At 60.6% G+C, this 23,487-nt stretch carries 18 protein-coding genes; 2 read left to right on the forward strand and 16 right to left on the reverse strand.

Annotated features, from left to right (window positions below):
- The 13 genes from KF733_02425 to lipA form a co-directional block, all read right to left on the reverse strand.
- Window positions 1-666: a metallophosphoesterase gene (locus KF733_02425; GenBank protein ID QYK56340.1), complete on the reverse strand. Its 666-nt coding sequence runs from the start codon at window positions 664-666 to the stop codon at window positions 1-3.
- Between the two features lie 168 nt (window positions 667-834).
- Complete coding sequence (locus KF733_02430) at window positions 835-1,566, reverse strand: matrixin family metalloprotease (protein QYK56341.1); 732 nt, start codon at window positions 1,564-1,566, stop codon at window positions 835-837.
- Between the two features lie 265 nt (window positions 1,567-1,831).
- Window positions 1,832-2,908, reverse strand: coding sequence for a peptide chain release factor 1 (prfA, locus tag KF733_02435; GenBank protein ID QYK56342.1), 1,077 nt, complete (start codon window positions 2,906-2,908; stop codon window positions 1,832-1,834).
- Between the two features lie 36 nt (window positions 2,909-2,944).
- The gene (locus KF733_02440) at window positions 2,945-3,910 is read right to left on the reverse strand and encodes an SPFH domain-containing protein (GenBank protein ID QYK56343.1); all 966 of its coding nucleotides are present in this window, start codon (window positions 3,908-3,910) and stop codon (window positions 2,945-2,947) included.
- 6 nt (window positions 3,911-3,916) lie between these two features.
- The gene (locus tag KF733_02445; GenBank protein QYK56344.1) at window positions 3,917-4,639 is read right to left on the reverse strand and encodes a M50 family metallopeptidase; all 723 of its coding nucleotides are present in this window, start codon (window positions 4,637-4,639) and stop codon (window positions 3,917-3,919) included.
- A gap of 54 nt (window positions 4,640-4,693) precedes the next feature.
- On the reverse strand, window positions 4,694-7,465 hold the full coding sequence (gene alaS / locus KF733_02450; GenBank protein QYK56345.1) for an alanine--tRNA ligase: 2,772 nt from the start codon (window positions 7,463-7,465) through the stop codon (window positions 4,694-4,696).
- A 46-nt stretch (window positions 7,466-7,511) separates the two neighbouring features.
- On the reverse strand, window positions 7,512-8,312 hold the full coding sequence (locus tag KF733_02455) for a UDP-3-O-acyl-N-acetylglucosamine deacetylase (GenBank protein ID QYK56346.1): 801 nt from the start codon (window positions 8,310-8,312) through the stop codon (window positions 7,512-7,514).
- Complete coding sequence (gene lpxD / locus KF733_02460; protein QYK56347.1) at window positions 8,293-9,342, reverse strand: UDP-3-O-(3-hydroxymyristoyl)glucosamine N-acyltransferase; 1,050 nt, start codon at window positions 9,340-9,342, stop codon at window positions 8,293-8,295. Before lpxD ends, KF733_02455 begins: the two co-directional genes overlap by 20 nt.
- On the reverse strand, window positions 9,312-10,067 hold the full coding sequence (locus tag KF733_02465) for a hypothetical protein (GenBank protein QYK56348.1): 756 nt from the start codon (window positions 10,065-10,067) through the stop codon (window positions 9,312-9,314). The genes lpxD and KF733_02465 overlap by 31 nt, the downstream gene beginning before the upstream one ends.
- Before the next feature lie 218 nt (window positions 10,068-10,285).
- The gene (locus KF733_02470) at window positions 10,286-10,930 is read right to left on the reverse strand and encodes an OmpH family outer membrane protein (GenBank protein ID QYK56349.1); all 645 of its coding nucleotides are present in this window, start codon (window positions 10,928-10,930) and stop codon (window positions 10,286-10,288) included.
- Between the two features lie 9 nt (window positions 10,931-10,939).
- Window positions 10,940-12,670: a BamA/TamA family outer membrane protein gene (locus KF733_02475; protein ID QYK56350.1), complete on the reverse strand. Its 1,731-nt coding sequence runs from the start codon at window positions 12,668-12,670 to the stop codon at window positions 10,940-10,942.
- A gap of 150 nt (window positions 12,671-12,820) precedes the next feature.
- Window positions 12,821-17,314 (reverse strand): hypothetical protein, encoded by a 4,494-nt coding sequence (locus KF733_02480; GenBank protein ID QYK56351.1) that lies wholly within the window; start codon window positions 17,312-17,314, stop codon window positions 12,821-12,823.
- Window positions 17,315-17,326: 12 nt separating this feature from the next.
- Window positions 17,327-18,223, reverse strand: a complete 897-nt coding sequence (gene lipA, locus KF733_02485; protein QYK56352.1) for a lipoyl synthase — start codon at window positions 18,221-18,223, stop codon at window positions 17,327-17,329.
- Window positions 18,224-18,290: 67 nt separating this feature from the next.
- On the opposite strand from lipA, the gene KF733_02490 reads away from it, so the two are divergent.
- Window positions 18,291-18,974, forward strand: a complete 684-nt coding sequence (locus KF733_02490; protein QYK56353.1) for a redoxin domain-containing protein — start codon at window positions 18,291-18,293, stop codon at window positions 18,972-18,974.
- Window positions 18,975-18,976: 2 nt separating this feature from the next.
- On the opposite strand, the gene priA is transcribed toward KF733_02490, so the two are convergent.
- Genes priA through ribH form a run of 3 tightly spaced genes read right to left on the reverse strand, consistent with a single transcriptional unit; the run spans window position 18,977 to window position 22,497 of the window.
- Window positions 18,977-21,406 (reverse strand): primosomal protein N', encoded by a 2,430-nt coding sequence (gene priA / locus KF733_02495; protein QYK56354.1) that lies wholly within the window; start codon window positions 21,404-21,406, stop codon window positions 18,977-18,979.
- Window positions 21,372-22,010 (reverse strand): hypothetical protein, encoded by a 639-nt coding sequence (locus KF733_02500; protein QYK56355.1) that lies wholly within the window; start codon window positions 22,008-22,010, stop codon window positions 21,372-21,374. Before KF733_02500 ends, priA begins: the two co-directional genes overlap by 35 nt.
- Before the next feature lies 1 nt (window position 22,011).
- On the reverse strand, window positions 22,012-22,497 hold the full coding sequence (gene ribH, locus KF733_02505) for a 6,7-dimethyl-8-ribityllumazine synthase (GenBank protein ID QYK56356.1): 486 nt from the start codon (window positions 22,495-22,497) through the stop codon (window positions 22,012-22,014).
- 114 nt (window positions 22,498-22,611) lie between these two features.
- On the opposite strand from ribH, the gene KF733_02510 reads away from it, so the two are divergent.
- Window positions 22,612-23,421 carry a GTP cyclohydrolase I FolE2 gene (locus KF733_02510; GenBank protein QYK56357.1) on the forward strand — a complete coding sequence of 270 codons (810 nt, stop codon included), beginning with the start codon at window positions 22,612-22,614 and terminating at the stop codon, window positions 23,419-23,421.
- The last annotated feature ends 66 nt before the right edge of the window (window positions 23,422-23,487 follow it).

Here is a 23,487-nt window from a genome sequence, read left to right on the forward strand (position 1 = left end):
TCACCGACCGGGCCGTAGCGTGAGCAACGTTATTTCGGCAGGGCAGAAGAGCCGTGCCGGCGGCCCAGTGGTGCCAATTCCACGCGATACGTACAAGGGTACTGGCGAATCCTTATAAAAACCGCGCACATAGCGTCGGCCGAGAGCGGAGCCGGTCGGTGCCCAGCCCCACGGGGCGATGAACTGCCCCCCATGGGAATGGCCCGCAATCATGAGTTCGGGCCCGCGCGGGAGCCGGACTACCATGTCCGGTTCGTGCCAGGCGACGACGATCGGGTCCTCGGGTTGGCACTGGCGGATGGCGGCGTAAGGTTCGGCACGGCCGGCGATCTCAGAATCGACGCCGACCCAGTTGACGCCGTCGATCCGCGCGCACTCGTTCCGCAGGAGCCGGATCCCGAGTCGACCTAGGGTCGGCTCCAACCAGGCCGCATCCCCCGCAAAGTAATCGTGGTTGCCCGGCGTCGCCAAAACCCGGCCCGAGAGCGCGGCCAAAGGGGCGAACGCCTCTTCCACCATCTCCAGCACGCCCCGCTTCCAATAGGCGATCAGGTCTCCAGGAATGAGGACTAGGTCGGGCTGCTCTTGGAGGGCCAGCCCGCAAGCCTCCAGTGCCATCTCGATCGAGGGGCGGTCTCGGACATGGGCGTCGGCGAGGACCGCCACCTTATAGCCGTCCAGGCGCTTCGGCCAGCCCTTGAGCCGCAATGTCCGGCGCTCGAGCCGAAGCTTGTAGGCCTCGACGAGGGCCCCATAAAGGAGGGCGCCGGTGCCCAGGAGTGTGGCACCGGCAAGAACATTGCGGAGAGTTTTGCGACCCGTGACCGCCCGATTCTATCGGTTCTGGGCCCGGATGGCCAGGAACTGCTCAGAGGCCCGGCCGTAGCTCGTAGCCTCGTCACGAAGCGACGCCACCGCCTCCGCCTCGATCGGTTCGGGCTGGCTCGGCGTTCGGCCGGGCACCATCGGGCCCATCACTGCGCCGATCTTCGGGCTGTCTGCCAGGCCGAGGACGTGGCCGAGCTCGTGCATGGCAGCGTGGGCCAGGGCGGAGCCTTTGATCGGCTTGCCGGATTGGTCGTTCAGCGCGATTTGCAGGCTCGCAGAAATGCGGGAGGTGAAGTGTCCGGCGCCCCAGTCGGTGACGCGGCGGCTCCAGACGGCGTAGCCGGCGGCGCAGCCCCCGTTGTAGCGCACTTTTGGCACAAAGGCGAAGACGACGTTGGCGCGGGCGAGGGTCTCGGGCTGGAAGAAGCCAGGTTCGTCGAGGCTTACGGACCAGGTTTGGACGGCTCGCTGGACTGCATCGCGGACCACGGGGATTTGGCCCAGGGAGAGGTTCGACTCGTCGATGGCGTAAGTCAGGCCCCGGGGTGCCCAAACGGCCTCGGCCCGTGCCTTGGCCTCCGCATAGCTGCCTTTCTGTAGGCAGGCTTCCATCTTCGCAAGCTCCGTGAGGACAGAGGTGTGGAGCTTGGCGGGCATGCCGTGGGACAAAGATGTGGCGAAAAGAAAGAGCGTCGCCGTCGTCGCGACGCCCCGAGGGGAGACAAATCGTGTGTTCATGCAGTGCTCTTCGGCCCAGCCAGGCCGTCTCCTCAGAGGCTTTTGCCGCATTCGCATAGCAAATAAGCCATTGTTCTTACCGGGAAATCCACTGCTGCCGGATTTCCAGGATATTGGCCACCTTAAGGGATAAAGTTTCCAAGAGCACGCGGAGGCGTACTAGCCGCTAAGCCCAACGGAACTTCGGCCAGACCCCGTCGCTGAAACGCACAAAGTTTCGCGATCCTATTGAGTCCGGCTGGTGAAAATTCAGCCGGTGCGACAATCAGCCTTGGGCGGCTTCACCAAGTTCGCGGGCGAGCCTTTCGGCTTGCTCCGCCTGGTTCAAGGCGTCGATCATGGCCTGAAGGTCGCCGTCCATAAAGATCGGGACATTGTGGACAGTAAGGCCGATTCTATGATCCGTTACACGGTCTTGTGGAAAGTGGTAAGTCCTAACCTTTTCACTGCGGTCGCCGCTGCCGATTTGTCCCCGTCTCAGTTCGCCTCTTTCTCTCGCAAGACGCTCTTGTTCCGCCTCGTAAAGCTTCGAGCGCAAAACGCTTAGGGCCCGCAACTTGTTTTGCTGTTGGCTCCGCTCGTCCTGGCAGGTGACGACGATGCCGCTCGGCCGGTGGACGATGCGGATGGCGGTCTCGTTCTTTTGCATGTGCTGGCCACCGGCACTGGAGCTTCGGAAGGTCGAAATCTCAAGGTCCTTGTCGTTCACCTCGATGTCCGCTTCTTCGGCCTCGGGCAGCACGGCGACGGTGACGGTGGACGTGTGGGTCCGCCCTTGGCTCTCGGTCTTCGGCACGCGCTGGACACGGTGGACGCCGCTCTCGTGCTTCAACTGGCTATAGGCGCCCTCGGCGTCGATCGTGAAGACGACGCGGGAGACGCCGCCGATGCCCGACTCCTCATAGTCGATCACCTCATATTTCCACTTGCGCCGTTCGGCATAGCGGGAGTACATGCGGAACAGCTCGTTCGCGAACAGTCCGGCTTCGTCGCCGCCTGCGGCGGGGCGGATCTCGACGATGACCGACTTGTCGTCGTTAGGATCCTTGGGCAGAAGCAAGACGCGTAGCCGCCCTTCGTAGTCCTCACAGCGGGCTTTAAGCTCTTCGGCCTCCATGGCGGCCATCTCCCTCATCTCGGGGTCGGCCATCAGCGCGTTGGTCTCTTCAAGCTCTTTGCGCGCTCTTTTGAACTGCCGGATCACGTCGACAAGGTCGGCGATTTCTGCGCGCGCCTTGCCCAGCCGTTGGAGTTCCGAGGGCTTGGTCACGATCTCGGGATCTTGGAGCTGCCGTTCAATCTCGGCGTAGCGCTCCTCGATCTCGTCCAGCTTTTCCAACATGAGCCAGGCAATTCTAGCCCGGCGCGGGGCGAGGGCTCACTCTGCGTCTTTCTTCTGGCCCGAGGCGACGCGGAACGCTTCGGCGATCTTGGGCACTTGCTGGAGCGCGGTCGTGAGTTCGGTCGGGAGCGCGATGACCACTGTGTTCGACGGGGAAGCGCCGAGGCTGTCCAGGGATTGCAGCGTGCGGAGCTGCAGGGCTCCTGGCGACTTCGCCATGCGCTCGGCGGCCGCGGCCAGGTTTTCGGCGGCCTCGCGGTCGCCTTCGGCTTTTGTGATCGTCGCGCGCTTTTCGCGCTCGGCCGAGGCCTGCCGCGCCATGACCCGCTTCAGGTCTTCGGGAAGCTCTATGTCTTGGATGCGGATCGCGGCGACGTCGAGGCCCCATCCGTTGATCTCGGTCTCGACCATTTTCTCCACGCGCCTGCCGAGGAGTTCGCGGTCGGCGAGGATCTCGTCTAGGGTCATGGCACCGACGATGTCGCGAAGGGCGGTCTGGGCGTACTCCAGGACGGCGCGGCGGTAGTTCTGCACGCGGATGACTGCCGCCGAAGGATCGTCGACGCGCATGAAGATGACACCGTCCACCCGGACGGGGACGTTGTCCTTTGTGATCGCCTGGCGGTGGGGGATGTCGATGGTGACGATGCGCGTGTCCACCGTGCGCACCGAGTCGATGACGGGCACTATGAAAAACATGCCCGGCCCGGCAAGCCGCTTATAGCGCCCCAGGCGGAAGACCAGGGCCTTTTCCCACTGGGCGGCCATGCGAAACGCCGAGGCCGCCAGGCCCCCGACGAGCACCGAGACGATGATGCCGGCGACCAAGGCGCCCTGCGACGAGGCGAACATCTCGAAGCTCGCGGCGATGCCGGCCCCGGTCAAACCCAAGAAGATGATGGGTTGCAGGGGGTTCGGCATGTTCACGGTCTCGCCCGCGCCCAGGCTCCGGGACGACTTTGAAGAGAGGGTGGATTCACTGACTGGTATGAGGTCTGCCATTGATCTTTAACCCAGGTACGAGCTTTTCGATCGGGAGGATGCGGGGCCGGGCGCGTTTTCCTTCCATGCCGTCACCAAACCTGCCAAGACGGCGATGACCCCCAAGACGAGCCAAAGGCCCGCCCAGGCGACGCTGGGGACGCCGGTGATCTCGGCCAAGATCTGGGCGTCGCTGTGCGCCTCGCTGGTGGATGTCAGGCTATAGAGCTCGAGCAAGGCGTGGAGGCTGGTCAAGGCTTGCTGTAAACCTAGGAACTGGACGGCGAATGCGGCGGTAGCGGGCTTGGCCCACTTGGCAAGCGCGCCGAGGACCCCCATCCAGAAAACCGCGCTCAAGATCCCGATCAAGTCTCCTCTGATGAAGAAGAGAAGGCTGAAAGCAAGGAAGCCGAAGGCGGCCCAGAGGGCGTTCCGCGCGCTCCTGCCAGACCGGCCCGAGGCGATGAAGATGCCGCCGATCAGGGCCGCACCGACATACCCGGCGGAGGCCACGATCAGGGGCGAGCCGCCTGCGACCGGGGTGACGCCGGAGCCGTTCGCGAAGACCAGGATGTGGCGCACTTGGCCACCTGTGGCGACGGCGGCCAGCGCGTGGGAGAGCTCGTGCAGGTGCGTGTTATAAAGCACCAGCGGCAACGCGAAGGGCCGAAGGAGGGGCGTGACCCAGAAAAGCAGGGTCGCCAGCCCTGCCGAAAAGAGGATCGTGCGGTGCCCTCGTTTCTGTTCCACGTATCAATCCGGTACGGCAACGGTGCACTCTGCGGTGCACCAGCCCTAAACCCCCTAGGGCGTGGCCGCCGCCGCGAGGGCGTCTTTCGCCGCCTGCAGCGCAGCCTCGAGCTTGGTGGCGTCTTTTGCGCCGGCAGTGGCGAAATCGGGCCGTCCCCCGCCTCCTCCGCCCGCGACCTTTGCCGCCTCCCGGACCAAGTCGCCCGCCTTCGCCCCAAGGCCCAGCGCTTCCGCACCGACCTTGCAGACAAAGAGGAGCTTGCCCTCGGCGCGGTTGGCCACGAAGGCGACACGTTTCGGATGCCCGTCGACGAGTCGGTCGGCGATGGCTTGGGCATCCTTCGGATCCGCGTCGTCAAGCCGTTCGACCGCGAACTCGATTCCGCCGACGACCTCGACCTGGGCCTGGGAGCCGCCCTGCTGGGCAAGTCGTTCGCGCTTGCGGCGCTCGTCTCGAAGTTGCTCCTGGAGCCGCTCGACCCCGGCGACGAGCTCTTTCGGGTTCGTCTTGAGCAGCTGGGAGGCCTTGGCCACCGCCTCTTCCTGCTCGGCCACCCAGCGGTACGCTCCTTTCCCCGTCACCGCGACGATCCGCCTGACGCCACTGGCCGCGCTGGCCTCGTGCAACACCTTGAAGAGCCCGATCTGGCCCGTGTTGCGCACGTGGATGCCCCCGCAGAGTTCGCGGCTGAAGCTGGGGTCGAAGGGGCCCATATCGCCGATCTGGACGACGCGGACACTATCCCCATACTTCTCCCCGAAGAGGGCCATCGCACCCATCCGGCGAGCCTCGTCGATCGGCACGCCTTCATAGGTGACCACTCCCTCGGCCGCCATCGCGTATTCGTTCACGATCCGCTCCACCTCGGCGATCTCGTCCGGGGACATGGCTTTGCCATGGGTGAAGTCGAAGCGCAGGTGGTCTGGGGCGACCAGCGAGCCGGCCTGGGTGACGTGCTTGCCCAGCGTCGTCCGCAAGGCGGCGTGGAGCAAGTGGGTCGCCGTGTGGTTGCGCACGGTGTCGTAGCGCACCTCACGGTCGACCTTGGCTTGGACGTGCTGCCGGAAAAGCTCCTCGTCCGCCTTCGCCTGGGCGACGTCGGCGTCCATGCCCCTCAACTCAAACGGCAGGTTGACGGGCGTGGCGAGGTGGACGTAGACGCCGTTTTCTTTCGTGACCTCGCGGACCCGCAGGGCGAAGTTCGTCCCCTCGAGGATGCCTTCGTCACTGACCTGTCCACCTGATTCGGCGTAGAAAGGCGTTTGGTCAAGGGCGATGGCAAGGTCGCCAGTGGCCCGCCCCTGCTCGTCCATGACCGGGAGGACGCCAACAATGAGGCTCTCTGTCAGAGTTGTGTGGTATCCGTGGAACAGGGTGGGGGTCGGCCGGTCGTCCGCTTCAGTGACGAAGACGAAGCCGGCGATCACCCCGCCATAAACGGCCTCACGCTGGTCAGCGCCTCGGCTCCTCTCCTGGGCTTCCTCGAACGCGCGCTTATATCCGGGCGCGTCGACCTCGACGCCGCCTTCGGCCGCGATCTCCTGCGTGACCTCGAGCGGGAAGCCATAGGTGTCGTACAGCCGGAAAGCGAACTCGCCGGGCAGAAGGTTCCCGTCCAACTCCGCCAACGACCGGGCAAGCAGCTCCGACCCTTGGTGAAGCGTGCGCCGGAACTGCTCTTCCTCGTTCCGAAGCGTTTCTTCGAGAACTTCCTTCTTCTCCAGCAACTCGTGATAGTGGTCTCCGAAAGTTTCCACAACGACGCTGACGAGCCGGTGCATAAAGGGCTCTTCGATCCTCAGCGCACGCTGGCCCTTCAGCACCGCCCGCCGAATGAGGCGGCGCAGGACATAGCCCCGCCCCGTGTTGCTGGGCAGCACGCCGTCCGCGATGCAGAAGGAAGCGGAACGGAGGTGGTCCGCGATGATCCGGCTCGCCCTGGGGTCTGCATTGCCGGGCCTCGTGAGACGGTCGATCGCGGCGAGGATGGCCGTGAAGGCGTCGGTGTCATAGACCGAGCGGTGCCCGCCCAAGACCGCCGCCGTGCGCTCAAGGCCCATCCCCGTGTCGACTGAGGCGAACGGGAGAGACGGCATCCCCGTCTTGCGGAACCCGCCCTCCGGCATGGGCTCACCCTGCCACTCGAAGCGGATGAAAACGTCGTTCCAGATCTCGAGCCACTTTTCCGCGTCCAGGTCTCGCAGGTAGTCCTCGCAGGTGTAGCCCGCGTCCGTGCTCGGCGGTGCCTCGTCGTTCGGCACCCAGTAGAACATCTCGCTGTTCGGGCCACAGGGACCGGGCGGCCCTTTCGAAAATGCCCCGGCCGGCCAGAAGTTCGTCTCCTCGTCGAGTCGGAAGACGCGCGTGCCGGGCTCGATCCCGACGCTGCGGACATGGGACGACCACGCCTCGAAAGACTCGTCGTCCTCCTCGAAAACCGTGAAGGCAAGGCGGCGCGTCTCGAGGTTCAGCCATTCTGGGCGAGTCAGGAACTCCCAGGAGAGCGCGATCGCGTCGACCTTGTCGTAGTCGCCGAACGAAAAGTTGCCCAGCATTTCGAAGAATGTGAGGTGGCTGTCGTCACCGACCTCGTCGATGTCGCCCGTGCGCAGGCACTTCTGCACCGTCACAAGCCGCGGGTGGGGGGGCTGGGCGATGCCGCGGAAATACGGCTTGAACTGGACCATTCCGGCGCCGTTGAACAGCAGCGACTCATCCAGCCGCCCGGTGACGTCAAAGGGGACGAGCGAGCCGCTGGGAAAACGCTGGTGGTCCTTCGCCTCAAAAAATTCAAGGTATTTCCGGCGTAGCTCACGGACGGTCATCGAAGCACGAGGGTACTCGGATTGAGGCGGAGAGGCCAGGGCGGCCTTACTTTCGGCAGACCTTGGCGTGTTGCCCGAGCTTGAGCGCAGCCGCTACGTTGATCGCATGCCCAGGGCGCTCAGCGACGACGTCGATCTCGTAAAGGGGGACGCCGCTAAGGGCTAAATCTCCGATGAGATCCAGGAGCTTGTGGCGTACCGGCTCGTCAGGAAAGCGGGCCGCATTCTGGTAGCCCGTCTCGCCAAGGATCAGACAACTTTCCTCGCTGAGACCGGCTCCCAGGCCCTTCTCCCGAAGGTAGTCCACTTCTTCGATAAACGCAAACGTCCTCGCCGGCGCAATGTCATGCAGGTATCCGACCTCGCTGAGTTGGACCTCGTACTCCTGTCGTCCAGGCCACCTTTCGCCCGAGTCGAAGATGCACTTCCACCTGCCAGAGCCTTTGGCTATGGCGATTTTTGAACCTTCCTGCTGCACAAAAACGCGCTCGAACAGCGTTGCCGAAACCTCGCCCAACTCGGTGAAGCCAGCTTCCACCATCGCCTGGGCGAAGGGTAGGGAAGAACCGTCCAGGGCCGGCATCTCGCCTCCGAGAACCTCGATTTCGCAATCGGTAACCTGCAAGCCAGCCAACGCGCTTATAACGTGTTCAACGGTCGAATACTTACCGATTTGAGTGCACCTCGCGGTGCTGGATACGCTGGAAGCGATTGCTGGTGCTCTCTCGCCGTCACCTGTAAGAACATAGCCCACATGCGCCGGGTGTAATGTCACGGAGACCGGTTGACCCGAGTGTAGCCCCTTGCCCTCAAGAGTTACTGAACGCTTAAGAGTCTTTCGCGTCACGGTCCGCCTCCTCAATCCTTGCCTCCAACCGCCTCAGTCGGGACAAGAGCTCCGGGAGGCGGCGGATCAAAGCCACGACCCGCATTCCTTGAGCGTAGGGCATGCTCGGGGTGCCGTAATAGGCCCCCGGGTCCTTGATGTCACTCTGCACGCCTGCTTGGCCCGCGAGCATCACATTATCGGCAATGGTGACGTGGTCGCCGATCCCAACTTGACCGCCGAATGTGGCCCGAGCCCCGATGACGGTGCTGCCTGCTATACCTGTTTGCGAGGCGATAAGACCTTCGGGCTGGATGGTCACGTTATGCGCTATCTGAACGAGGTTATCGACCTTGCTTTGGGATCGGATAACTGTCTCGCCCAGTGTCGCACGGTCTATACACGTGTTGGCGCCGATTTCCACAAAGTCTTCAATGACGACCCGACCAATCTGTGGCACTTTCTCTACGCCCCTACTTGTCCTTGCAAAGCCGAAACCATCCGACCCGATGACGCAGCCGCTGTGAAGGATGCAGTCCTCGCCGACCCTGACGTCTTGGACAAGGGTCGCGTGCGGCATAAGTGTCGTCCGAGCGCCGACCGCGCAGCCTGGCCCGACATAGCAATGGGCAAGGAGCCTAGCATTCTGACCGACTTCACACCCCTCTTCTACAACGCAGTACGGCCCGATCGAAGCTGATGGATCTACTCTCGAGCTATCGCTGATAACTGCGGTCGGATGGACGCCATTGATGCCCACAGTGCTTCGCGTGTAAAGGGACAAGACTTCTCTAAAAGCGTTTCGAAAGTCCTTAACCAGGATGTGGGGTTTCTGAGCCTCTCCCAAGCTGGCATCGATAAGGATTGCAGCAGCCTTGCTCGCTTCAGCCGCATCAAGAACTTTGCGCGATCCAGCGAGGACAAGGTCAGTTCCTTCGGCTTTGTCTGGCTCGGAAACTCCCTCTAGAGGAAGGTTTGGATCACCGCGAAGTTCACCAGATACCCGCGAAGCGATCTGCCCTAAGGTGTAGCGCCGAGCAGTTCCTTCCATCGGTGAAACTCTAGGGTGGCGTTCCTCGGCGCCGACCTGCTTAATACTAGTCCATTTACTTTAGCGAACAACGCCGCCCTATCCTGTTCCAGGCGTTCTCTAATCTTGTTGCGGACCGGCCCTGCATCAAGCGAAACGCGGGGAGCTGAGACAGTCGGGATCAAAAGCGTGGCGGCTTCAGAGCCGGCAAAGAGGTAAGACCTTGCCGCAAACTCTTCGATAGCCGGGGGTATTGGCTCTGGCTCCGTAATCTTCTCAGCTCGGCTTACCGCTTTGTCTTTGGCTAAGTCCAGCTCACGGTAGTAGTCGCTGAGCAAGGACGAATAGGCAAAACGATACTGCTGACGAATGGCCTCGAACTCTTCGCGAACCAGATTCCGATACTCAGCCTCGAACGACTGTATGGCTGCTCGCTCTGCAGCGGCGAGGGCTGTGTACTGCCGCTCAATAAAGTTTTGACGCGCGAGAGCAAAATTGGTCGGCGGGCCCGGGTCGGGAAAATCGGCTAGCCAGGCGAGCCTTGTGCGATGTCGCCCCACTGGGTCGGCGTTCTGTCGAAACACGCTGTAAAGCCGATCCTCCACCGCTTCGGTTTCAGGCTTGAGACTCTCAAAAAGGGCTGCCCGATTCGCCGTAAAGCGTTCATCGATTTCCGAGACGTAAAGTGACTCGAGCGTCTTTCGGACGGCCGCCTTATAGTCTTCCGAATAGATCGGTGTTTCCATTGGCTCAGCCTCGGGCGCTAACTGCACCCGCCGAGTCGGGGTCGAGCCAATTGACTCGACCTTTGCTGGGCTGGAACCGGCTGGAAAGAACTCCGGGTTTGAGGAAGATTGTTGGATCGGAACGTCCAGGTGAATGGTGACAGTTTCGGGTCCAGTCGCAGGCGCGCAGCCGGCAAAGAAGGCAAAGGCTGCTACCGCGAAAAGCTGGGCCCTAGACGTCATTTCTTAGCGTCCAACGCCTTGGTGACTTTCTCGGTCAGATCGTTCGCCCCGTAAAGAGCAGTTCTGGGGCTTGCGAGGACAACCGTGTAACCCTCCGAAGCGGCAATCTTCTTCAGGATGTCATTGGCACGCTTGCCAGAGTCGGTGATCATTTGATCCCGCATTGTTTGAAGCTCTTGTTGGAACTGGTTCGACCATTCATCGAGGAGGGCGGTCGTCGACTGGAACTGACTGTTGTACGCGCGCAACCGGTTCCGATCCTCCTCGGTGGGATCTTGCTTCTGGTTAAGAGCATCAAAATCGCGCGAGGCAGACTGGATGTCGCCTTTGATCCTATCTAGCTGCGTCTTCTCGTTCGCGGCGATGTCCGTCTTGAGCGAGAGATCCTTGAAACTGCGCGCCTGTTCGGCAGTCGCGACCCGGTGGGTGCGCATAAAGTCCAGGACGCCTTGCCTGGAGGCCACGGCTTGGTCAAGTCTTTGGGCGTTCAGCTTTCCTTCCTCACTTTCGAAGACGACCTTTTCTAGGTCGATGACAGCGGTCTTTTCTTGTGAACTTTGGAAGCCGGATCCGAGGAAGATGCCCGCGAGGACAGCGGCTGTGACCCATCCCGAGACGAGTGTGAATGTTTGGTTCTTCATGGTGTTTTCTTAAAAGCTAGTGCCGAATGAGAAGTGCGTCCTGTTCTGGCCCTCCTGGTTGAAGGCAAAGTCGATGCGGATCGTGCTCAGCCGCGGTATGCGGAAGCCGACGCCTATCCCATAGGCATACCGCAATCGCGCTGTGCCGGACTGGTCAAAGTCCTTGATGCGACCATAACCGCCCCACGCTCCACCGTAATCCACAAACCCGATCAAGTTGAATGACTTCTGGATCGGCTGTCGATATTCAAGGGAGGATAGGAAGGATTGATTGCCCCAGAACCGCTGGTTCGGGTACCCACGGAGGGAGTCGGCGCCGCCAACAAAGAGCTGCTCGAAGAACGGTACGTTACCGAAGACTCGACCATAACGCGCGCGGAAAGCGAGAACCGGCCGCGGTTGGTCAAAAGGCGTGTCTTTGGGTACGGGCCGAGACCAGTACTGCCGGTATTCAATGCCAGTTTTCACCGACATATTGGTGCCGAGAATGTCCGTAAAATCCTTAACGTTCCCGCCGATCTTTCGGATGTTGCTGTACCCGGGCTCCAGGCTCATGGAGATGAGGCGGCCGGTGTAGGGCTCTACTGTCGGCTGGCGAACGTCGTAGCTCACGCCCATTTGCAGGCTGATCAAGTCGCCGTCTTGCTGAATGAACTCGTCGGTCTTCGACCCGACCTCCAAGGTCCGCGCGTTCTGGCCGCGCAAGCCAATGCTGGCGCGGTAGTCACCGACCGGCCGCGTGAACGAGACCGACGCGCCGGTGCGGCGTTCGTCGAACCGCTCATCGGCCGAACCTCCACCGAAAGGATCAACCCCGCTACCAGTAAAGTTGTACACAACCCGGGAGAAGAGGGAGACGTTCATCGACGTGTCCTTGGAGTCGTAGAAGCGGTTTCCAAAGCCGAGTTCCACGCTCGGCCCGCCTCCCGTCGTCGCTTGGGACAACTGCAGGCCCACGCTCTGACCCCTGCCCATAAAGTTTGAATCCGAATAGCTCGCGGTACCAACCAGCCGGCTCTGAGGATCGAGCGCGACGCCTGCGTTCAGCAATCCTGTGCGCGCCTCCTTGAACTCGATCGCCAAGTCGTATTCGCCAGGGACATCCGTGGGCCTTGGCTCTGAGGGCTTGACTCCGTCGGACTCAAACCAGTACGTGAAGTAAAGCTCCTCCAGGTCCCTTCGCCAAGTCTTAGCGCTTAACAAACCGCCAGGCTTTGTCTTCATAATACGGCGGATGACCTTGGGGTTGGTGCGTGTCAAACCGGTCAGGGTTATCTCGTTCACGCGCGGCTCTATGAGGGAAACCAAAACCGTGCCCGGAGAATCTTGTTCTGGCCCGAGCTGGTCGATTTGGACGAACACCCCCTTGTCTTCATAGAGCTTAGTGATATCGTCACGGATCGGGCGCGCGTTGCGATTGTTCCAAACCTGCCCCAGGGGCTGGTTTTTCTCCACGACCTGGGTGATTGCTTCTGTGGTAACAACCGTGTTCCCTAAAACTTTAACTTCGCGGGCGACAGGATACTCCTCGACTTGTACGATCAGGTCGGCCTCCGTGTCGGAAGCGACCGAACTGAGGATCTTTACGTCTTTGAAGAAACCCAGGGAGCGCACCGACGCCTCGTCGGCCAGAATGTCGCTGGACGTTATTGTTGCGCCCGGCTTAAGTTTCATAATGCCAGTGATGGCGTTCGCATTAATCCGCTCATTTCCGCGAATTTCTACGTTCCGGACGATCAACGCTGATTGGCAGAATGCGACAGCGGTTGTAAGAACTAAGAGTAACGAGAGGCCGATCCTTTTGCCCAAGATGGTTAGCTCCCTCCTATGGAGCAGCACGGTGCAGACGCGCGGGATGCTACCCGATTTCGAAGGCCTAGGCCGCTCGCCTCAGAACCGTCTGCTCCACGAAATCGAGAGCCGCCAGGGCACCGTGTTCGTCACCGCAAGGCTGAGGCGCGTGCGGCCCAGGAAAGCGGCGAACGGCGGTCGGTAGCTCAGGCGCAGTTCCCAATTGCTCGCCGTGCCGCCCCTCCTCTCCAGTTCTTGCACTGCTTCCAGGACAAGCTGCTTCGAGAGCAACTTGCCGGCGTTCAAGACAAACCCCTGAAGCGGGTTATAGGTCACTTCGAGGAAGTCGAGTCCGATGGCCTTCATTACCTCGTTGCTGATGCCGCGCGTGAGCGCGGGAACTGCGATCGAATAAGCGGTCTCGCGCAGGAAACCATCGCGGTCCCCGCCGCCAAATGTAGTTCCTGCCAGGCCCTCGACCAGGTCGCGCTGGCCCAAGACTGCGAGAATCTCGCTCGTCGAGAGGCCGGGCGGATCGCTGACGCCGGTGATCACGAGCGAATCACCGTCTAAGAGGTTGCCACGGATGGAGAGGTCTATGCGATAAGGCTCGAACTGGCCAAGCGGGCTGCGCGCGACGATGCGGCTCGTTCCTTCAAGGTTAACGTCCACCCGCGGAATGGACAAGCCGCTATCGAGTTGGCTGAGCAGGGCTCGTACACGGCCGCCAGGCTGAAGCGCGACAGACGTCGTGGGCAAGCGAAGCTCCCCGCTTTGTAGCATCAAGGGCAAGTCGAGCGCCGGGTTTGCAAGTGATCCAGCGAGGACGCCCGAGCCCGCGAGCTCTAGGTTTCCTACCGGCGTCACGATGCGGCTGCCCTGGCCAACATTTATCGCGACGTTATCAAACAGGATCTCAAGAACAGGGGCTTCGCTCACTGACGCGGTCGCTAGTTCTGTGGGATAAACCTGGGCGTTCTCTAACGTAACCGATCCTGCGGTGCTGATCCTCCCCAGGGTGCCCGAAAGTGTGAGGTTAGTGCTAACGTATCCAGAAGTCGGGGGGCTCGCCGCATCCAAGGTTTGAGAAAGCCTTAGCCGATCAACTCGTACATTGCCCCTTATCTCTCCAGCCAGAAACGTGGAAAGCCCGTCGATGGCTGTTTCAAGGCTCGGTGTCGTGGCGACGATCTCGGCCGCGATTTCCCCTTTTTCTCCACTCTGGGCGTTTGCGGTGAGCGTCGTGATGTTGTTCTCGTGGTTCAGCTCCAAATCTGCGTCGCGGAGCACAAGGTCTGGGTTTTCTAACGAAAGTCGCGTGGCCCGGACTCTAGCCGTAGCCGTCAGGTTTCTTGTGTCCCGGTCAAAGGTATAAAGCGCGCTTCCTGAAACAGTCCCTTCTGACTCTTCATAGCGGATATTCGTTATATAATCACGGAACGCTTCGAGCGGTCGTGACTCGAATTCTGCTGAGACAATTGCTTTCTTGGAAGAATCTGCGTTCTCCGCGAGCGCCTCAAAGGGAACAGTTGCTAAAAGTGTCCCCGAGAAACCTTGATAAGTTACTTTCCCGCTCGCATCGACTCCTTTATTGGAGATCACAGCTTCATCGATGTTAACACTCGCTGGAATTCGTGCCACTTCTCCATCCTTGCCGGTGATAGTGGAAAGGGATGCGAAAAGGCTGGCCCTGCCGACCGGTTCTTTCACCGTTCCGCTCAGGGTAGCCGTCACCGAAAGAGTCCCAGCTACCAGAGGTGCTTCAGGGTTTATGGTGCGTAGCCACGAAAGGTCAAGGCCCACGATATCGACGTTCCCGGTCAACTCATCGTCACCAGAAAGCGACCCATTAGCAGTCAGAAGACCAGCGCCAGTGTTCCATTCTAGAGAGCTCAAATCAAAGTCTGTGCTTGCTTTCGAGCCGGATAGGGTAAGCGCTCCAGCTTGGCGTCCGCTAACGACCAAGTCACTCAGCGTGACTGATAGATAAGGGATTTCTGCGGAGCCGCCCGAAGATCTCGCCATGACCGTGCCAGAGCCGTTACCGGCTAGCGATTCTAGAGTGTTGCGAAGGGTCGCATCCTCAAGACTCCAACTAGCCTTCGACGCTGCGATCAGGGGGCCGAGGTCGACGTTATAGGCCAACGCTTCAGCCGTCCAGCTCCGGTCTTCTGTGTCAAGGTTCAACGCTGAAAGCTCAATATATCTTTCAACCGTGCCGAGGGTGCCATTAGCGCTAAGGTTGCGGCCGACAAGGTTCGCTTCCAAAGTTCCGCTGCCCAATAGGGCGCCCGAGGCCGTCAAGTCTGTCAAGCGACCTTCGAGCCGGCCACTGCTTGACACGCCAGCGCCGCCAGCGCCGAAGAACGTTGCAGATAACGCGCCGGTCAACGGGACATCTGCCGTCAGATCTCTTGGTACCTGCCTTAAATTTAAAGCGGTAACGGTGCCCTGCCCCGACCACGCTTTGCTGCGAATATCATAAGTGCCGCTTGCTTCTGCTGTTCCCCCAAGCACCGAAACCTGTAGCTCTTCAACTGTCACCGTGCTTCCTTTGAGAAGGAAGCGACTCGGCTTCATGCTGGCCTCCGATCTGAGCAGATAAAGATTGTTCGATTCTAGGGTAGCTTCAACAATCGGATCCTCAAGTGAGCCACTGATGACCCCGTTTCGAACCGAGACAGTTCCAAAAACGTCAGGAGTATCAAGGTCAGGAATACGGAAGTTCCTCCCCGAAAAAGTACCGCGAAGGTTCCCTGAATTAACATTCAGGGAGGCCCTTCCGAAAACAGAGCCGTTGAGTGCCGTAGCGATAATACGATCAGCGACAATCTCCTGATTCTTGTACGTGCCGCTTACGACGGCATCATTAAACACGCTGGATGTCTCGCCCCTACTCTTTGCTGCTAGCTCGTACGTAATCAGCGGGGCATCGTATGTCCCCGTTATCGATGAACGACCGTTGACAAGGACTCTCGCGCCTTCCGCTTCGGTGCGCACTTCGACATTCTCAGCGGCGACCTGGAACGCGAGCTTCCGGTTTGCGAGGTTCGCCTCACCACGGGCCAAGAGGTTGCCCTCCTGAGAAGTGCCGGCAAACTGCCGTAAAAGCAAAGTATCGCCCTTTATGGACGCCCTTGCTGTGTAGTTAAACCGCTTATCACCAAGCTGCGGTAAGTCTCGGACGAGCCACGAACCGCGCGAAAAAACCTCAACGTTCGGCCGCGCCAGCGGGCCTTCCACAAGGATCTCGGCGTCGCCAGTCCCGGCCAGATAAGGAACGTCGTAGCGCTGGCCGATTTTGGCCAAGTCGAGTCGCCGCGCGTCAATCCGAGCATGTACCGAGTTGCGTGCTAGATCGAGAATTCCCGAAGCCTGAAACCGCTGGTTTTCGTAGGAGCCCGAGGTGCTAGAGAGGGCCAGCAGTTTGTCGTTTAGGACAAACCTTGTGGTTATATTGCTTAACAGCTGGCCTTCGGCCACAATCCTGCTAGCACGAAAGAGGCCCTGTGCATAGACTTTTTCACCCTCCGTCGCCACCTTTCCCTTAGCATCGAGTTGCGAATACTGCAAGTCTCGAGGAAGTAGCTTGGTAATCTCGGAGGGAAGACCCCTTCTAGATGCAGAGGTCAAGCGGGCATCAGCGACCAATTTGGGGCTAGGTTCCCACTGTAGAGCGCCTTTCGCGGATAAAGTGTCTTGTGCTTGTGAGACATTGGCTACGACATTGGTCGTTATAGAGTCGCCAGACGCAATGATCCGTACGCGAGCATCGTTAAGGTATCCCGGTAAGTTGACAGAATCCCCTTCGATCGAGACCGTGCCGTAGGCGAGGGGTTTGGAATCTGCCGTTCTCAGAAACTCGATGGTCCCGTCGACGCTAAATCGTTCGGCCGTCCAACTTGGTATCGACTCGGAGGAACTTTCAACAAGTCGCGTGATAAAGGGAAGGGCGCTTCGATAATCCGAGTTCCTTGATTGCAGCCGGACCCAGAGTAGATCATGCGACCCGGTTTGGACCGTTAACTCCGAACGCCTGATCCCGGGTGCAGAGACTGTGCCGTGCGAAAGGGACAAATCACCGCTTGATGCAACGTTGAGCCCTTCCACGAGTAGTTTAGTGGAGAGTTGCGGCGATTTAGAAGAGTCGATATAGGTTATGCTTACGGAATCAATCGCGAGCGTAAAAGGTGTCTCTTCCCCCTTTGGGGGGCCACCAGGAACCAAATCGATGATATCGTAGCTACCGCCACCCAGGTGTTCGACGGTCATGTCTCCTTGGGTAGCAACAACCGCAATGGTTCCTCCGACCATGCGGATATCAGCCCGAGAAACTCGTGCGATAGTGCGTTTAGCTCCCTCAATGCTCAGGCCGGTTAGATGAGCCTGTCGCATTTCGAGATCAACGCTATAGTTCTCTACGCGTATCCTGAACGTCTTCCCGCCATTGTTATAAGGGAGCGAAGCAGGCGTTCCCGGGGATAACAGAACTTGAAAGCAGGCAATTGCATAGAGTCCGCCCATAAAAAGGATGAGCGACGGCACAACCCATTGAAACAAGGGGAGCAAGAGCCGTTGCAAAATCCCGTACATGGGCTAACACGCTTAGCGTATCGGAATGGGTTGCAGATCTTCCAGTCGCGAGGACAGCACTTTCTCGCTAAACGCAATCGCGTTATAGGAACTGCGGATAAAGGGGCCGCTAGCCACGAACGAGAACCCAAGTTCGGCACCGATCGTCTCATATTCTTTAAAGATCGACGGATGCACGTACTCGACAACGGGCAAGTGGCGCATGGTGGGGCGCAGATACTGCCCGATTGTAACGGCGTCAACGTTAGCTTGGCGGAGATCGCGCAGTGTCGCTACGACTTCGTCTTGGCTCTCGCCGAGACCAAGCATGATTCCCGACTTCGTAAAGATGTACGGATATTCGAGCTTGACGTTACGCAAGACCGAGAGGGTTCGATCGTACTTGGCTTGCGGGCGCACAATAGTGTGAAGTCTTGCAACCGTCTCGATGTTATGGTTGTAGATGTCGGGTTTGGCTTCGCAAACAGTGCGGATGCACTCCAAATCTCCGCGAAAGTCTGGCGTGAGAACTTCGACGATAACGCCGGGAACCACTTCCTGCAAGGCTTTAATCGTTTCGGCAAATTGTGCCGAGCCTTGATCCTTAAGGTCGTCTCTGGCGACGCTGGTGACGACGACGTGGCGCATCCCCATATCCCGAGCCGTCAGTGCCACATTCTTGGGTTCGTCAGGATCCACGGACAGCCCGCGTCCGACCTTGATTGCACAGAACCCACAGCTGCGAGTGCATGTGTCCCCGAGGATCATAAACGTCGCGGTTTTCTTGCTCCAACACTCGGGCAAGTTTGGACATCGAGCACTCTCGCAGACGGTATGAAGGTTCTTAGACCGAACCATTTGCTGGACGTCGCGAATGGTATCAGGGCGGGGAAGCCGGATCGTCAACCACTCAGGCAACCTTTGCGCCATGCCTCATTATGGCCCGTCGGGCGGCGGGCTCCCGGCGCGATTGGGCGCGCTTGGTTACAATGGTGGCGTGCCCCGACTGCTTCTCCTCCTAACCCTTTTCGGACTGGTGTTGGCGGGCCTCTCGGGTTGGTTGTTGAACGAGGCTTTCAACCGGTCTCCGGGCACAATTGTCTCAGAGGCGCCGAACTTGTTAGATCAAGTCCGGCACCCGGTGACCGAGCCGATGCTCGCTCGCACGGAAGCCATCAAGGGTCTAGAGTGCCCGGAGATCATTCTCCAAGATAGCTTCGGAAAGCCGCTGAATCTGGCAGATCAGTATAAGAATGGGCCGCTGGTCTTGGTGTTTACCAAAGTCGGATGCCCCTGCAGTATGGAGGCTCAGCCGTTCTTCAACGAGCTGGCAAAGAAGTTTGGCGAGGGCGCCCGGTTCGTAGGCGTGATCGACGGCGCCCCCCACGACGCAGCGCGTTATAGGGAAGACCTCAACGTGACATACCCCATGGCATTGGCGGGCGGGGGAGCGATGTTCAAGCTCTTCGATGTCAAGCGCTCTGTCTACGTCTCGCTTGTCGGGCGGGATGGAAAGGTCGTCAAGCAGTGGCCGGGTTACAACAAGGAGATGTTGCAGGACTTGAACAAATCGGTCGCTAAGCAAGCGGGTCGCGACGCGATCGTCCAAAACGTTTCAGAGGCGCCTGACGAACTCAGCTCGGGCTGCGCATTTGATGCGGCCACGCCAAACGGCGAGTAAGGTCACGCGAGGGTGTTCGGGTCGACGTCGATCGTGATCGCGAGAGTCCCTTTAGAATGGCGTGCCAGGGCGGCCAGGGGTGTTGGATCAAGGCCGAGCGGTAGCTTCACCAACACATGACGCCGCCAATTCTGCTGGATTTTTTCGATGGGACAGCTCGCCGGGCCGATCGGTTGCGCGCGAGGCAGGAGGCGCGTAATCTCGGCGCGGATCTCGTGAGAGGCTTTGGTGACCAGCGTGCGGTCCGGCCCTGATACGATCACGTTGACGAGCCGGCAAAGCGGCGGGTAGTGCGCGCCTTGCCGTTCGCTCATCTGCTCCAGAAAGAAGCTCTCATAGTCGTGTTCGCTTGCGAGCACGATCGAGGGATGTCGCGGGTTCAGAGTTTGGATGACGACCCGACCCGGGGAAACGCCCCGGCCCGCGCGGCCGGCGACCTGCGAGAGAAGTTGGAAAGTTCGCTCGGACGAGCGGAAGTCGGGCACGGCCAGCGAAACATCGGCCGCGATCACCCCGACGAGGGTGACCTTCGGGAAGTCCAGCCCCTTCGCTACCATCTGAGTTCCGACGAGAATGTCCAGGTCTTGAAGTCGGAACCTAGTGAGAATCTCGTCCAGGGCTCCTTTTCGCGCCGCCACATCTCGATCAAGCCGGGCGACCCGGGCATGGGGGAAGGTGCTTGCGACCGCCTCCTCGACCCGCTCCGCGCCGATCCCGAAAGGCAGCAGGTGCTCGCCCTGGCACTCTGGGCACAGCGAGGATGCGGGGACCGTGTGCCCGCATTGGTGGCAGAGCAGCTGGTTCGCCCGACGGTGGAAGGCCAGCGAGACACTGCAATTTGGGCACGTCGCGCGGTGGCCGCAATCCCGGCAGATGAGGAACGGTGCGTATGCGCGCCGGTTCAAGAAGAGGATCGCTTGCTCTTGGCGCTCGAGGGTGGCCTCGATCAGCTCCTCGAGCCGCGGGCTCAGGATCGCCGGCTTCTTTGTCCGGTAGAGCTCGCCCAAGTCCACAATCTCGACTTCCGGCAACCGGGCGTTGGCGGTGCGGTTCGGCAGGCGCGCGAGTTTGCGCTTGCCCGCCGTCGCCTCGTAATAGGCCTCGAGGCTTGGTGTCGCCGAGCCCGAGACGATGACGGATGAGTGCCGCTGGGCGAGCCATTTGGCGAGCACGCGCGCGTCGTACCGGGGGGCCTTGTCCTGCTTGTAACTGCCCTCGTGCTCCTCGTCGACGACGATGAGCCCCAAGGACTCGAAAGGCGCAAAGAGGGCGGAGCGGGCGCCGAGTACGATCGGCGCCTTGCCCGCGCGGATCCGCAGCCATGTCTCGAGCCTCTGCCCCGGGGTGAGGTTGGAATGGACGACGGCGACTTGCGGCCCAAAGCGCTCGCGGAGTTGGGAGATCACCTGTGCGGTCAGGGCGATCTCTGGCACAAGGTATAAGATTTGGCGCCCAGACTTTAACGCGGCCTCGGCTACGCGGAGATAAACCTCGGTCTTGCCCGACCCCGTGACGCCGTACAGAAGGAAGGGCTCGAACCGTCTAGCCTGAATCGCCGATTCGATCTCATGGATGGCCGCCTCTTGGTCTCGGTTTGGAACGGGCGGCTGCTGTCGGGGGCCCTCGGGCTCGCTCCCGACTTCCTCCAGGAGTCCGGCCCGGATCAGCGCGTCGACGACTTCGCTGCTGACCCCTGCGAGCGCTTTGATCTCTTGGATCGTGAACGCGCCCGAAGAGGCCCCGCGCAGCTGGAGCAGCGTGGCCGATTGGGCCGGCTTGCGCCGTCCGGCCCCTCGAAGAAACCCCTCGATCTTCGCCTCGTCTCCGATCAGGCGAACCTGTTGGCCCGAGCGGCCCACCTGCCGAGGCTGGCCGAGGACGATCCTTCGGGTCACCACGCGGCGCGCTTCGAGCCCTGCCAGGGTACGCCGCGCGCCGGGCGCCACGGGTTTGGTCCGGCGGTCGGTCAACTCGCCCTTCTCCTGCAAGACCTTGACAACTTCGGCTTCCGCCACGCTCAAGACGCCTTCCGGTTGCTCCTCCGCGAGCCGCCACTCGGTGAAAAGCCGCTCGCGGATGCCAGGTGGGACGGCCAAGGCGATGCAGTTGGGAACCGTCGAGAGCGTCGTGCGGGCCGTTTCCACCAAGAGGTCGATGACGGCGGCGGGCAAGTCCAGGCCTTCGATGCGGTGCCCTAGGGGCTTCAGGCGCCGGGCGTCGAAACCAAGGTCGGCAGGTGCGACGCGCCGCAGGGCCGTGACAAAGCCGATTTCGTGGCGGGCTCCCAAAGGAACCAGGTGTGCCCGACCAATTGTGACAGTTTCATCGGCTAAATATGTATAGATCGCTTCGGCGCCGCCTGCACGCGCGTCTAGGGACACTTCCGCAACGAGAAGTTCACCGCACGCTACCGTCGTCTCCGATCCGTTCAAACCCAGCAGGATAATAGCGGAACGAGACGGTCGCGCCCTCGGCCGCGTCCAAACGCCGCTGTCGGATGTAAGCGCCTTTGGCCCCGATTTCCCAGCCTCGACGCGGGATCGTCTCCACGACCTGGAAGACGACGCCCGGCTTATAGGAAATGCTGAACTGGAAGTCAGTCAGGGGGCGGCTTTGGGCAGGGATGCGGAAAGCGACACAGCGCTCGACGCCGTCCGGCCCCGACCGCTGCACCCGGAACGATGCGGCGCACCGGACGGGCACCCAGGACTTCGCCTTCATCTCGATCGGCGCGGAGTATGCCGCCGTCCCCTCGTTGTGCTGGAGCGTCACCTCGTGGTCGCCGACCCGCATCTTCGGGGTCGTTCCGGGCCAGCAACTGCGGCGATCCGCTTGGAACTGCAACGTTCCTTTGACCGGCTTTTCCCCAGGGTTGTGGAAAAGCGTCGTCGTCTCGTAGGCCGCGCGGCTTAGGTCAAGTTGCACTCGGCTCGTGACCCAAAGGCACTCGACGTCCCGTGGGCCGAGGAAGGCTGGTGCGCTGAACGTCGCGCCCGGAGAGTCCAAGCTCAGGAAGAGAAAGAGGATGGGCGCCATGCTATTCGAACGTCCCGGCGTCCTCCAGGTCTCGGACTTTCTTGAGAACGTCTAGGGTCTCCAGGCAGGCGAGCGCCGCTTCGCGACCCTTGTTGCCGGCCTTCAGCCCAGCTCGGTCGAAGGCTTGGTCTTGGTCTTCCGGCAGGAGGACCCCCCAGCCGATCGGGGTGCCTAACGCCGTCTGCAGATTCATGAGTGCAGATCCAACTTGCGAAGCCAGGAGGCCCGCATGGGACGTTTGGCCCTGCATAATGCACCCTAGGGCCACGATCCCGTCGAAGCGGCCGGTCTCCACCAGTGCGCCGGCCACGATCGGGATCTCCCAGGCGCCAGGGACATAGACCACGGTCGGCTCCATCGCTTCCGCACGGCGCAGTTCTGCAACTGCCCCGTCGACGAGGGAGCTCACCACCATCTCGTTCCACCTGGCGGCGACGATAGCGATAGGGCGCCCAGCCCCTTGCGGCCTGCCTTCCACAATCTCCATGTCGCGAAGTATGGCTCCCGTCCGTTTCGGCTGGTGCGGTTAGGCCGCTTGGAACAGGCGTCCATCCCGGTGCGTAGCCAGTGGGGGCAAGCACTGCCCAAAAGTAAAGCCGCTATGGAGACGCCTGAAACGACCCACGTAACTGACGGGACCTTGCTTCCGGACATCCAGAAGACCAAGGACACTCGCAACATTCCGATCGACAAAGTCGGGGTGCGGGGCGTGAAATATCCGATAACGGTCTTGGACCGGGATAACGGCGAACAACAAACCATCGGCGACTTTACGCTGACTGTCGATCTTCCGAGCGAATTCAAAGGCACGCACATGAGCCGCTTCTTGGAAGTGCTCAACCAGACCGGTCGCCAAGTGAGCGTCCACAGCCTTCCGGAAATGCTCCACCAGATGACTTCCCGTCTCCACGCCCGCCAGGCGCACGTGGCGATCCGCTTCCCGTTTTTCATGGTGAAGCGTGCGCCCGTCACGGGCGCCGAGGGCATGATGCAGTTCGAATGTGGCTTCGATGCGGAAGGAAACGGGGAGTTCGAATCGAAGCTTTTCGTGCGCGTTCCCGTCACAACCCTGTGTCCTTGTTCTAAAGAGATATCGAGCGCGGGGGCCCACAACCAGCGAGGTTGGGTAACGGCTAAGGTCGTCCCGAACGGTCACATCTGGCTAGAAGAACTTATCGAGATGATCGAGGCTTCCGCCTCCTGTGCGCTGTTCCCGGTCCTAAAGCGTCCTGACGAAAAGTGGGTCACCGAAACGGCTTATCAAAACCCTAGGTTTGTCGAGGACATGGTGCGAGAGGTGGCCCTGAGGTTCGATAGCGACGATCGGATTTTGCGGTACGAGGTCGAAGTGGAAAATGAGGAGTCGATCCACGCCCACAACGCCTACGCGTACCTGGCCCGTTCCAAGTGACCTGACAGAAATGGGATCCATGTGCCAAAATCCCCCCGGAGCAACCCCGGCGTGGCAATCGACACC

It is taken from the genome of Fimbriimonadaceae bacterium (assembly GCA_019454125.1).
Lineage (GTDB): Bacteria > Armatimonadota > Fimbriimonadia > Fimbriimonadales > Fimbriimonadaceae > JALHNM01.